This is a genomic window from Luteimonas sp. 9C, from assembly GCF_902506295.1.
In the GTDB taxonomy this organism is placed as follows: domain Bacteria; phylum Pseudomonadota; class Gammaproteobacteria; order Xanthomonadales; family Xanthomonadaceae; genus Luteimonas.
The window spans coordinates 1691778-1704047 of the sequence record NZ_LR733312.1 but is presented as its reverse complement, the minus strand read 5'-3'; the positions used below and the strand labels follow the sequence as shown (position 1 = coordinate 1704047).

The 12270-nt window shown below is 70.0% G+C and carries 11 protein-coding genes; 9 read left to right on the top strand and 2 right to left on the bottom strand.

Going from position 1 to position 12270, the window contains the following annotated elements; genetic code table 11:
* Positions 1–237: 237 nt before the first annotated feature.
* The 5 genes from mrcB to lepB are packed head-to-tail and all read left to right on the top strand — an operon-like array spanning position 238 to position 6764.
* On the top strand, positions 238–2718 hold the full coding sequence (gene mrcB / locus CURTO8I2_RS07800; protein WP_159680090.1) for a penicillin-binding protein 1B: 2481 nt from the start codon (positions 238–240) through the stop codon (positions 2716–2718).
* Positions 2718–3251: a hypothetical protein gene (locus CURTO8I2_RS07795; protein WP_159680088.1), complete on the top strand. Its 534-nt coding sequence runs from the start codon at positions 2718–2720 to the stop codon at positions 3249–3251. Before mrcB ends, CURTO8I2_RS07795 begins: the two co-directional genes overlap by 1 nt.
* A 20-nt stretch (positions 3252–3271) precedes the next feature.
* Positions 3272–5359 (top strand): ATP-dependent DNA helicase, encoded by a 2088-nt coding sequence (locus CURTO8I2_RS07790; protein WP_201295554.1) that lies wholly within the window; start codon positions 3272–3274, stop codon positions 5357–5359.
* Positions 5356–6093 (top strand): tRNA (adenosine(37)-N6)-threonylcarbamoyltransferase complex dimerization subunit type 1 TsaB, encoded by a 738-nt coding sequence (gene tsaB / locus CURTO8I2_RS07785; RefSeq protein ID WP_159680084.1) that lies wholly within the window; start codon positions 5356–5358, stop codon positions 6091–6093. The genes CURTO8I2_RS07790 and tsaB overlap by 4 nt, the downstream gene beginning before the upstream one ends.
* A 26-nt stretch (positions 6094–6119) precedes the next feature.
* On the top strand, positions 6120–6764 hold the full coding sequence (gene lepB / locus CURTO8I2_RS07780) for a signal peptidase I (RefSeq protein WP_159680082.1): 645 nt from the start codon (positions 6120–6122) through the stop codon (positions 6762–6764).
* A gap of 21 nt (positions 6765–6785) precedes the next feature.
* On the opposite strand, the gene CURTO8I2_RS07775 is transcribed toward lepB, so the two are convergent.
* Entirely contained in the window at positions 6786–7661 is an 876-nt protein-coding gene (locus CURTO8I2_RS07775; protein WP_159680080.1) for an energy transducer TonB, read from the bottom strand.
* Positions 7662–7681: 20 nt separating this feature from the next.
* Complete coding sequence (gene gshB, locus CURTO8I2_RS07770; RefSeq protein WP_159680078.1) at positions 7682–8644, bottom strand: glutathione synthase; 963 nt, start codon at positions 8642–8644, stop codon at positions 7682–7684.
* A 184-nt stretch (positions 8645–8828) separates the two neighbouring features.
* Between gshB and pilG the strand changes: the two genes are divergently transcribed.
* From pilG to CURTO8I2_RS07750, 4 genes are read left to right on the top strand one after another with little or no spacing between them, the layout of a single operon-like run.
* A complete protein-coding gene (pilG, locus tag CURTO8I2_RS07765) occupies positions 8829–9233 on the top strand; it encodes a twitching motility response regulator PilG (protein ID WP_159680076.1) in 405 nt (134 codons plus the stop codon).
* Between the two features lie 17 nt (positions 9234–9250).
* Complete coding sequence (locus CURTO8I2_RS07760) at positions 9251–9616, top strand: response regulator (RefSeq protein WP_159680074.1); 366 nt, start codon at positions 9251–9253, stop codon at positions 9614–9616.
* Positions 9616–10173 (top strand): chemotaxis protein CheW, encoded by a 558-nt coding sequence (locus CURTO8I2_RS07755; RefSeq protein ID WP_159680073.1) that lies wholly within the window; start codon positions 9616–9618, stop codon positions 10171–10173. Before CURTO8I2_RS07760 ends, CURTO8I2_RS07755 begins: the two co-directional genes overlap by 1 nt.
* 40 nt (positions 10174–10213) lie before the next feature.
* Entirely contained in the window at positions 10214–12235 is a 2022-nt protein-coding gene (locus tag CURTO8I2_RS07750) for a methyl-accepting chemotaxis protein (RefSeq protein WP_159680071.1), read from the top strand.
* The last annotated feature ends 35 nt before the right edge of the window (positions 12236–12270 follow it).

Genomic DNA, 12270 nt, shown 5'->3' with positions numbered 1-12270 from the left:
ACCGGTTCGCGACACGCTCCCAGAGTCCACGCCATCCACGCGCATGCAGCGCCAGTCGCAGACGGTGGCATCGCGCCGAGAGTCTCTGGAAGTGGTAGCGCAGAAGCACGGGCACAGCGTTGATCCGTCAGTCTGAATGGATGGCGACCTCGCCCTCGGAGCACGCCGTGACGCTGCGCTAGACTCGCGCCGCTGCCCATTGTCGCATTCCGCGTCGGGCGACGGCTGACTGGTGCCATGGCCCGGATCGATTACGAAGACGACGACACCGACGATCTGAACGACGACGCGCCACCGGTGTGGCGCCGGCGCGCGGTGACTGCGGTGCTCGCCGTGGTCGGCCTCGGCCTCGGTTTTCTGATTCCCTACACGCTGTACTTGAACAGTCAGGTCAGCGAGAAGTTCGGTGCACTGACCTGGCAGGTGCCGACCCGCGTCTACGCGCGGCCGCTGCAGCTCACGCCGGGCGTGGCGATGAATGCCGCGACGCTCAAGACCGAACTCGATGCCGCGGGCTATCGCGAAGGCGACGGCGTCAAGCCGGGCACCTACGCGAGCGAGGGCGGGCGCTGGACGATCTCCAGTCGCGGCTACCGTGATGTCGACGGCGCGGTCGCGCCCGGTCGCGTGCAGGTGACGTTGTCGGGTGGCCGCGTGTCGCGGTTGCGCGATGGCGCCGGCGAGCGCGCGCTCAAGGTCGCGCGCATGGACCCGGCGCGCATCGCCACGCTCTACGGCCAGCGCCAGGAAGAGCGCCGGCTGGTGCGCATCGACGAGGTGCCGCAACTGCTGACCGACACGCTGCAGGCGGTCGAAGACAAGGATTTCGCCCATCACCACGGCATCGACCTGAGCGGCATCGTCCGTGCGGCGATGATCAACATGCGCGCCGGCGAAGCGCGCCAGGGCGCCAGCACGCTGACCCAGCAGCTCGCGCGCAGCGGCCTGCTCGGCATCGGCCGCGAGCAGACCTACACGCGCAAGTTCAACGAAATCCTCTACGCGATGCTGATCGAGGCCCGCTACGGCAAGGGCCCGATCCTCGAGGCGTATCTCAACCAGGTGTATCTGGGCCAGCGCGGCGCGCAGGCGATCCACGGCGTCGCCGCGGGTGCGGAATTCTGGTTCGGCCGTCGTCTCGACGATCTGGAAACCGAGCAGGTCGCGCTGCTGGTCGGCATCATCCGCGGTCCCTCGCATTACGACCCGCGCCGCAATCCGGAGCGCGCGCGGGAGCGTCGCGATTTCGTGCTCGGCAAGATGCTCGAATCCGGGTTGATCGACCAGGCCGCGCACGACCGTGCGGTCAAGCGTCCGCTGGGCGTCACCGAGACGCCCGGCAGCATCGCCGCGAACCGCTTCCCGGCCTATGTCGACCTCGTGCGCCGCCAGCTGGCGCGCGACTATCCGACCGGCGAACTGCAGGGCGCAGGCCTGTCGGTGATGACCGCGATGGCCCCTTCCGCGCAGGCCTACGCCGAAGGTTCGACGGTGCGGACGATCAAGGACCTGACCACTGGCAAGCGCCCGCCGCTGCAGACGGGCCTGGTCGTCACCGATGTGCATTCGGGCGAAGTAGTGGCGGCGGTCGGCAGCCGCGATCCGGTCGAACACGGCTTCAACCGCGTGGTCGAGGCCCACCGTCCGGTCGGCTCGCTGCTCAAGCCATTCGTGTATCTGCTCGCGTTCGGCAATCCGTCGCAGTACTCGCTCGCGAGCTGGGTCGACGATTCCCCGGTGACGATCACGCTGGAGAACGGTCGGCGCTGGTCGCCCGGCAATTCGGATGGCCGCAGCCACGGCACGGTGCGGATGATCGATGCGCTGGCACGCTCCTACAACCAGGCCACCGTGCGCGTCGGCGAAGCCGTCGGTGCGCGCGCGCTGGCCGACCTGGTGCACGTGCTCGCCGGCGTGCGCGCCACACCGAATCCCTCGCTGACGCTCGGCTCGATGGACCAGAGCCCGTACGCGATGGCCCAGCTCTACCAGTTCCTCGCCTCCGGTGGCGAAATCCAGCCGTTGCGCGCCGTGCGCGGGGTCATCGACGAGCAGGGCCGGGTGGTGAACCGCTACGACAATGCGCCGCGCCCGGCGCAGGAAGGCGACGCGATCGCCGCGCGTCTGGTGACGCTGGCGCTGCAGCATGCGGTGACCTCGGGCACCGGCCGGCAGCTGGTCAGCGACGGCCTGGGCCGGCTCAATGCCGCCGGCAAGACCGGCACCAGCAACGACGGGCGCGACAGCTGGTTCGCCGGCTGGACGGGCGATCACCTGGCCGTGGTGTGGGTCGGCAACGACCAGAACGAGCAGACCGGCCTCTACGGCGCGACCGGCGCGATGCGTGTGTGGTCGGGCATCTTCTCGCGCCTGCCGAGTGCGCCACTCGAAGTCGGCGATGCGGGGCTCGAATGGCAGTGGGTCGCGCAGTCCAACAGCACCGACGCCGACTGCCCCGACGCGCGCCGCTTCGCCTTCGTCGCCGGTTACGCGCCGCCGTATCAGCCGTGCCCGACCTACGATCCCAACCAGACCTTCGTCGACGCGAACGGCAATCTCGTCGATGCGACGGGCGCGCCGGTGCAGCAGGAGCGCCGCGGCTGGCGCGAGTTCTTCGGCTTCGGCCGTGATGAGGAGGCCGCGTCGCCGGCCGATACCGCGCCGCCGGCCCCCGTGCCGGCCCCTGCGCCTGTACCGCCTGTCGAGGAGTCACCCTGATGCATCCGTTCCGTCTCGCGTTCCGCCTGTCCGCACTGTCCGCCGCGCTCGTGCTCGTCGCCTGCGCCAGCCCGTCGCCGACCACCGCCGACACCGCGCCGGTCTCGACCATTCCGCCGGCGACCATGGTCCAGGCGATCCGTGCATCCGCGGGCGATGGCGACGGCGAACTCGCCGTGCAGCCGCTGCGTGATCCGATGGTCGAAGACCTGCGTGCACGCGCGGTCACGCTGGAAGCGCAGGGCGATCTGGCGGGCGCCGTCGCCGCACTCGACGAAGCGATGACGATCGTCGACAGCGATCCCGCCCTGCTGCAGGAGCGCGCCGAACTCGCGATCCTGCAGAACGATCTGCCCCGGGCCACGCAACTGGCCGAACGCGCCTACGCGCTCGGCGCGCAGGTGGGGCCGTTATGCCGGCGCCACTGGGTCACACTCGAACAGGTGCGCCTGTCGACCGGCGATGCCGAAGGCGCGACCCAGGCGCGCGGCCAGGCCGACGGCTGCCGTGTCGCCGGGCCCAATCGCTACTGATCGCGCCATCGGCCGGGCCCGTGCTCGACGCGCGTGACGCCCGCCTCGCGGACCGCAGCCGCGAGGCGCTTGTCGAAGGCGGCCTGCTGGCGGAACGGATTCCCGCGTTCCGGCCGCGCGTCGCCCAGCAGTCGCTGGCGATGGCAGTCGCCGATGCGATCGACCAGCGGGCCACGCTGCTGGCCGAGGCCGGCACCGGCACCGGCAAGACCTTCGCGTATCTGGTGCCGGCGCTGCTGTCGGGGCTGAAGACGATCGTCTCGACCGGCACACGCGCACTGCAGGACCAGCTGTTCCACCGCGATCTGCCGCGCGTACGCGATGCGCTCGGCAGTGGACTGCGCAGCGCGCTGCTCAAGGGCCGCGCGAATTACCTGTGTCTGTATCGCCTCGAGCAGGCGCGCGGCGAACCGCGGCTGGCTTCGCGCGAACAGATCCACCAGTTCCAGCGCATCGCCGCCTGGGCCGGGCGCACGCGCATGGGCGACATGGCCGAACTCGACGGCCTGCCCGAAGACACGCCGCTGCTGCCGCTGGTGACCTCGACCGTCGACAACTGTCTCGGCAACGACTGTCCGTTCTGGAGCGAGTGCTTTCTCGTGCAGGCGCGCCAGCGCGCGCAGGCAGCCGATGTGGTCGTGGTCAACCACCATCTGCTGCTGGCCGATCTGGCACTGAAGCAGGAAGGCTTCGGCGAAATCCTGCCGGGCGCGCAGGTGTTCATCGTCGACGAGGCCCACCAGCTGCCGGAACTCGCCGCGCAGTTCTTCGGCGAGGGCATGAGCGCGCGGCCGCTGGTCGAGCTGGCGCGCGATGCGATCGCCGAATGCAAGGACGTGCCCGGCGCGTTGCCGGTGCTGCAGTCGCCGGCGCATGCGCTGGAAGAGGCGACGCGCACGCTGCGCACCGCGATGGAGGGGCTGCCGCCGCGTGGCACCCGGTACCGCGCGCTGTACGAGCCTGCGGTGGAGGACGCACTGCATGCACTCGACGATGCGCTGCTGCATCTGCGCGACGCGCTCGGTCCGCTGCGCGAAGCGTCCCCGGGCTTCGACAGTTGTCATGCCCGCGCGCAGGCGTTCGTCACCAGGCTGCGGCGGTGGAACGACGGTAGCGTGGCGGCGGAGTCGCTGTTCGACGACGAAGAGTCCCCGGTCGACATGGCCGAGCCGACGCCCGACGACGCAGGTGTGCTGTGGTACGAACTCACGCCACGCGGCTTCCGCCTGCAGCGCACGCCGCTCGATGTCTCGGCGCCGCTGCGCGCGCATCGCGAAGCCTCGGGCGCGGCGTGGATCTTCACGTCGGCGACGCTGGCGGTCGACGGCCACTTCGACCACATCGCCGAGCGCCTCGGCATCGAAGCGCCGCAGACCCTGCTGACACCCAGCCCCTTCGACTGGCCGCACCAGGCGCTGTGCTATCTGCCGCCGAAGCTGCCGCAGCCGTCGGCGCAGGACTACACGCGCGCCGTGGTCGATGCGGTGCTGCCTGTGCTCGAAGCCTCGGCAGGTCGTGCGTTTCTGCTGTTCGCGTCGCATCGCGCCCTGCGTGAGACCGCGGCGCTGCTGCGCGACGGCAGCCGCGACTGTCCTTGGCCGCTGTTCGTGCAGGGCGAGGCGCCGCGCCACGTGCTGCTGCAGCGCTTCCGCGAATCGGGCAACGGCGTGCTGCTGGGTGCGGCGAGTTTTCGCGAAGGCGTCGACGTGGCCGGCGGCGCGCTGAGCGTCGTGGTCATCGACAAGCTGCCGTTCGCCGCGCCCGACGATCCGGTGTTCGAGGCCCGGCTCGACGCGATCCGGCGCGGCGGGGGCAATCCCTTCCGCGACGAGCAGCTGCCGCAGGCGGTGATCGCGCTCAAGCAGGGCGTCGGCCGGTTGATCCGCACCGAGTTCGATCGCGGTGTGCTGGTGCTGTGCGATCCGCGCCTGCTCGGCCGCAGCTACGGCAGCGTGTTCCTCGATTCGCTGCCACCGCTGCCACGCACGCGCGAAATCTCGACGGTCGCCGCATTCTTCGCGCGCGACGCGACGCCCGTGCCTGCGACAATGGCGTTCGATCCGACGCCCGACTCCCCACTTCCGACGCCAGACGCCCGACCGTCATGAAACTGCTCGCATTCGAAACCGCCACCGAAGCCTGCTCGGTCGCCGTCTGGGACGACGGTCGCGTGCTGGAGCGCTTCGAGATCGCGCCACGCCGGCATGCCGAGCTCGCGCTGCCCTGGGCCGAGGCGCTGTTGGACGAGGCCGGCATCGCCCGCAACCAGCTCGATGCGGTCGCGGTCGGTCGCGGTCCCGGCGCGTTCACCGGCGTGCGTCTGGCGATCGCGCTGGCGCAGGGCGTCGCCCTCGCGCTCGATCGCCCGGTCATCGCGTGCTCCACTCTCGAAGTGCTGGCGATGCGCGCGCAGACGGCGCCGGACGCGTCGGTGCTGGCTGCGATCGACGCGCGCATGGGCGAGGTCTACAGCCAGGCGTTCGCGCAGGATGGCGCGCGGCTGCGCGCGCTCGGGCCGGCCCGTGTGTCCGCCCCGGGTGCGGTGGACCTGCCCGGTGACGCAGGCGGGTGGTCGGGTGTTGGCACCGGATTTTCGGCCGTCGACGACGCCCTGTCGTCGCGTCTGGGCGCGCGGTTCGCGCAGGTCGATGCGACCGCGCTGCCACGTGCGGCCGATCTCGCGCGGCTGGCGGCGGCGGCCTTCGCGCGCGGCGAAGCGATCGCGCCCGAACGCGTCGAGCCTGCGTATCTGCGCGACAACGTCGCGCTGACCCTCGTCGAACAGGTCGCCCTGCGGGCTGCACGCCGCGCCGCGGCGTCCGGCACGTCCGGCCCGGCCTGAGCCACGCATCGTTTGGAGACCGCGAGATGACCGCGACGCCCCCGACTCCCTCGCCCTGGCGCGCCGGTCCGCGCGGGGTCCGCGTGCGGCGCTGGTTGCGCCGCGAAGGCCTGCCGCTGGTTTGCCTGCTCGGGCTGCTGCTGGTCGCACGCTCCTCGCTGGCGAACCATTACTACGTGCCCAGCGGTTCGATGGAACCCACCCTGCTGCCGGGCGATCGCGTGGTCGTGGACATGCGCGCCTACGGCCTGCGCGTGCCGTTCACGCAATGGGCGGTGTGGGGCGGCGACACGCCTGCGCGCGGCGACGTGGTGGTGTTCCGGTCACCATCGGACGGCACGCGCCTGATCAAGCGCGTGGTGGCGGTGGGCGGTGATCGCGTCGATCTGGTCGCTGGACGGCTGGCCATCAACGGCGCGCCGCTCGCCGGCCGGCCCGATGCGCCGGAAGACTTCGGCGACGTGCAGGTGGTGCTTAATCTCGATGCCGGCGGCGGTCCCGATCTGCGCGGCCTGCACGTGCCCGAGGGGCAGGTGCTGGTGCTCGGCGATCATCGCGGTGCCAGCATCGACGGCCGCTACTTCGGTTTCGTGCCCGCGGCCGCGATCTACGGCCAGGCGCGCGGCGTGTTCTGGCGGTCGGGCGACGGCTTCGGCTGGCGGACCTTGTAGGGACCAGCGCCCGCAGCACGCTCAGCGGTCGTCGATCAATTCGCCGCCCGGCAGGAAGTTCCACGTGCGGGTGACATGCAGCACGTCGACTTCGTCGCCGGTGGCCGGCAGCGGAGGGTACGGTTCGGCGAGCCGCGCGATGCGCAGCGCCGCGTCGTCGAGCAGGGGGGCGCCGCTGCTGCGGATGATGTCAGCGCGCTCGACCGAACCGTCGCGGCGGATCGCCACGCTGATCACCAGTTCGCCGGCCAGCCGACGGCGCCGCGCTTCGTCGGGATAGTTGAGGTTGCCGACGCGCTCCACCCGGTCGACCCATTGCCGCAGGTACGCCGCGTAGGCGTACTCCTGGGTGCTGGCCGAGACGAACTTGCGCTTGGGCCGGCGCGCGTAGCGCTCCGAACGCATGTGGATCTCGGCGGCCAGCCGCGCCATTTCCAGATCGCGCTCGATCTTCTCCGGTCCGCGCGGCAGCGTCGACGGATCGCTCTGGCGGGTTGGATCCTCGCTCGGCAGCGTGGTCTCGCCGCGCGTGCTGGCGACGACGCGCTCGCGCGGCGGCGGCTGCGCATCCGGCGACTGCGCGCGCACTTCCATCGGCGCGACGCCGGTGGTGTCCTGCGGCACCTGGCCGAGCTGGGCCTCGCGCGGCCGGTTGGTGCGCTCGTGTTCGCCACCGCCCTGGTTGCTGGCCTGGGCGAGAAAGTCGGCCTGCGCCTGGGTCAGCGGGCTCGTGGTTTCGGTGAGGATGACGTCGAGCGTCGGCATCACCGGCGCGGCGTCCTCGGTCGCGAAGCCGATGCCCAGCACCAGCAGGCCGTGCACCAGCAGCGACAGCACCAGTGTCGCCCCCAGGCGCGCGCCGTCGTCGATCTGCGGTGGCGGCGCGGCGGCCTGCATCGTCTGCGACGCGGCGCGCGTCAGGGCGTGCGCGACGCGACCGGGCCGCGTTCGATGGCATCGAACAGCAGACCGGCAATGTTGGTGCCGTAGGCCGCATCGATTTCGCGGATGCAGGTCGGACTGGTGACGTTGACTTCGGTCAGCCAGTCGCCGATGACGTCGAGACCCACGAAGCGCATGCCACGCGCGGCGAGTGTCGGGCCGACCTGCGCCGCGATCCAGCGGTCGCGCTCGCTCAAGGGTCGCGCTTCGCCACGGCCGCCGACCGCGAGATTGCCGCGGAACTCGTCGCCCTGCGGAATCCGCGCCAGGCAGTAGTCCACCGGCACGCCGTCGATCAGCAGGATGCGCTTGTCGCCCGCCGTGATCTCCGGCAGGTACCGCTGCGCCATCGCGAGGCGACGACCACCGTCGGTGAGCGTTTCGAGGATCACGTTGAGGTTGGCGTCGCCGGCGACGGCGCGGAAGATCGAACGGCCGCCCATGCCGTCGAGCGGCTTGAGCACCGCGTCACGGTGTTCGGCGACGAAGGCCTTGAGCAACGCCGCGTCGCGACTGACCAGCGTCGGCGGACAGCACTGCGGAAACGCCAGCGCGCCGAGTTTTTCGTTCATGTCGCGCAGACCCTGCGGATCGTTGACGATCTGCGCGCCCTGGCGCTGTGCCACGCCGAGGATCTGCGTGTCGCCGATGAATTCCGGGTCCACCGGCGGATCCTTGCGCATCAGCACCACGTCGCCGGCGCCGAAGCGGCGCATCGTGGGCGTGCCGAGCGTGTACCAGTCGCCGGCGTCCTCGCGCACCGTCAGGGGCGCCGTCCGCGCGACCGCGTCGCCGCCGGTCATCGACAGTCCGCCCGGGATCACGTAGTGCAGCCGATGGCCACGGCGCTGCGCTTCGAGCAGCATCGCGAACGTCGAGTCCTTGGCGATCTTGATCGACCCGATCGGGTCCATCACCACGACGACATCCAGGGACATGTGCAGGACCTGCGGGAGCTGGGGCGCCCGATCTTATCAGGGGCGGTTCCCGTGCCGCGCCGCCGCATTTCGAGGCACTGCGCACAAAGCGTGTGAAATTCTTGACAGCTCGACGCCGCGCCGCGGTATAACTCCGTCCTGCACCGGCGTGCGAAGTCCCGCGCCGCGCACCAGGGGAGATTGCATGACCAGTGACGACAAGCCGTCCTCCGGCAGCCTCGACGGGCTGCGGGTGATGGTGATTGACGACTCGAAGACCATCCGCCGCACCGCCGAGACGCTGTTGCGTCGCGAAGGCGCGGAGGTCGTCACCGCTGTCGACGGATTCGAAGCGCTCGCGAAGATCGCCGACCAGAAGCCGCAGATCATCTTCGTCGACATCATGATGCCGCGGCTGGACGGGTATCAGACCTGCGCGCTGATCAAGAACAACCAGGTGTTCCGCAACACGCCGGTGATCATGCTGTCGTCGAAGGACGGGCTGTTCGACAAGGCCCGCGGCCGCATCGTCGGCTCCGAGCAGTACGTCACCAAGCCGTTCACGCGCGAGGAACTCCTCGACGCGATCCGTACGCACGTCAACGCCTGATCAGGGGAGAGCAGGGCATGGCACGCATCCTGTTGATCGAGGATTCGCCGACCGATACCGCGGTACTGACCCAGTGGCTGGAACGCCATGGGCACCAGGTCACCGCGTCGGGCAACGCCGAGGACGGCATCGCCGCGTGCAAGCGCGAGCGCCCCGACCTCGTACTGATGGACGTCGTCCTGCCGGGCATGAGTGGCTTCCAGGCCACGCGTGCGCTGGCCAAGGACGCCGAAACCGGCGGCATCCCCGTGATCATCATCAGTACCAAGGGCATGGAGACCGACCGCATGTGGGGCATGCGCCAGGGCGCGAAGGGCTACATCGTCAAGCCGCCCACCGAGGACGCGCTGATCAGTCAGGTCAACGCGGTTCTGGCGGGCTGATGTCCGCCGTGCAGTCCGACGCGCCCGCGACGGGCGCGTTCGCCGTCCTTGCCGAGTACGAGCGGCGCAGTCTGGCGCACAGCGTCGGCCTGCCCGACCAGCTCGATGCGCCCGGCCTGTGGCGCGGCGTCGGCTACCGCATCGGCCGGCGGATGCTGGCCTCGTCGTTCGACGAGGTCATCGAGATCCTGCCGATGCCGCCGGTGACGCCGGTGCCCGGCGCGCAGCCGTGGGTGCTCGGCGTCGCCAACATCCGCGGCAGCCTGCTGCCGATCGTCGATCTCAAGCAGTTTCTCGAAGGCGAGCGCACGGTGCTGCAGGAAAGCCAGCGCGTGCTGATCGTGCGCCAGCCCGGCGGCGACGTCGCGCTGACGATCGACGAACTGTTCGGCCAGCGCAGTTTCCTCGAGGAAGACGAGGTGTCGGCCGATCGCATCGCCGAAGGCCGCTACGGCCACTTCGTCGAACGCGCTTACGCGCACGCCAACGCGACCTGGGGCGTCTTCAGCCTCGAACGACTCGGTCGCACCCCGGAATTCAGACACGCCGCGGCCTGATGGCCGTCGTCGCACACCGCATCAGGAACGGACAGCACGCATGAGCACAGCCGCCGATACCCTTGTCGTCAAACGCCGCACCTTCGGCACGAACTTCTGGGTCGTGTTGCTCATCGTCGCCGGCGCGATCCTGGTCCTCAACACCGGTTACGGAACCTGGAAAGCCTCGCGTCTGGGCGGTGCGAGTACCGCGGCCTCGAACCTGCGCGTGGACAGCCAGCGTCTGGCCAACCAGGGCAGCGATGCGGTCCGCGGCAACGCGGCCGCGTTCGCCACGTTCAAGGCCACGCGCGCGCAGATCGACGGCGACATCCAGCAGCTCAACGCGAACTTCGGCGACACCACCGGCGTGGCCGGGCCCGTCGCCAAGGTCACCGAGACCTGGACGCCGCTCGCCGCCAGTGCGCAACGGCTCGCCGACAGCGAGGCCGCGGTGACCGCATTCGCCGGCCAGGCACAGCGTTTCAGCCAAGGCGTGCCGCAGCTGCAGGCCCTGCTCGACGAACTGGTGCGCGCGATGTCGAGCAGCGGCTCGCCGTCCTCGCAGGTGTACATGGCATTGCGCCAGGTGGTGATCGCCGGCGACATGGCGCGCCGCGTGACCGAAGTGCAGGCCGGTGGCGCCGGCGCGGCGATCGCGGGCCAGGGCCTGCGTCGCAATGCGGAAGATTTCCAGCAGGTCATGACCGGCCTGCGCGAGGGCGATCCGTCGCGCGAACTGCAGGCGCTGACCAACGGCAACGCGCTCGCCGCACTGACGCGCGCCGACGAGACCTGGGCGCGCATGCGCGCCGAGCTCGAGGCGATTCTCGGCAGCAGCGAGCAGCTGTTCCAGGCGCAGGCCGCCGCCGGCGCGCTGGTGGCCGGTTCCGACCAGCTGCTGACCGACAGCGAATCGCTGTTCAACGCATTCACCGCTTTCGGCTCGCTGACCGACCGCAGCATCCTCGGCAACATCTGGATCAGCATCGTGTCCGGCCTGATCGCGCTGGTCGCCATCGCCGGTCTGCTCGTGTCGCTCAACCGCGCGCAGCGCGAGCGCTACGAGACCACGATGGAACTCAACAACCGCAACCAGGAGGCCATCATGCGCCTGCTGGACGAAATGGGATCGCTCGCGGAAGGCGACCTCACGGTCAAGGCCACGGTCACCGAGGACATGACCGGCGCGATCGCCGACTCGATCAACTTCGCGATCGAGCAGCTGCGCAGCCTGGTGCAGACGATCAACGACACCTCGGTGCAGGTCGCCTCCAGCGCGCAGGAAACCCAGGCCACCGCGATGCATCTGGCCGAGGCCGCCGAGCATCAGGAACAGGAAATCAATTCGGCATCGGACCGGATCAACGAGATCGCGGTCAGCATCGACCAGGTTTCGAAGAACTCGGCCGAGTCCGCCGACGTGGCGCAGCGCTCGGTGCAGATCGCGACCAAGGGCGCGGGCGTGGTGCGCGAGACGATCGCCGGCATGGACTCGATCCGCGACCAGATCCAGGAGACTTCGAAGCGCATCAAGCGCCTGGGCGAAAGCTCGCAGGAGATCGGCTCGATCGTCGAACTGATCAACGACATCTCCGAGCAGACCAACATCCTGGCGCTCAACGCGGCCATCCAGGCCGCCTCCGCCGGTGAGGCGGGCCGCGGCTTCGCGGTCGTGGCCGACGAAGTGCAGCGTCTCGCGGAACGCGCGACGAATGCGACGCGCCGCATCGAAACGCTGGTCCAGACGATCCAGTCCGACACCAACGAGGCCGTGACGTCGATGGAGCAGACGACGTCCGAAGTGGTCGCCGGTGCGCGTCTGGCGGAAGACGCCGGCACCGCGCTGGGCGAGATCGAAAGCGTCTCGACCAGCCTCGCCGACCTCATCCAGGGCATCTCCTCGGCCGCGCACCAGCAGTCCTCGGCCGCGACCAACATCACCACGGCGATGCACACGATCCAGTCGATCACCAAGCAGACCTCGCAGGGCGCGAACCAGACCGCGGCGTCGATCGGCAACCTGGCGCAACTCGCCGCCGACCTGCGTCGCTCGGTCGCCGACTTCAAGCTGCCGGCCTGAGCCACGGAACGGATTTCATGACCGTCTGTTTCATT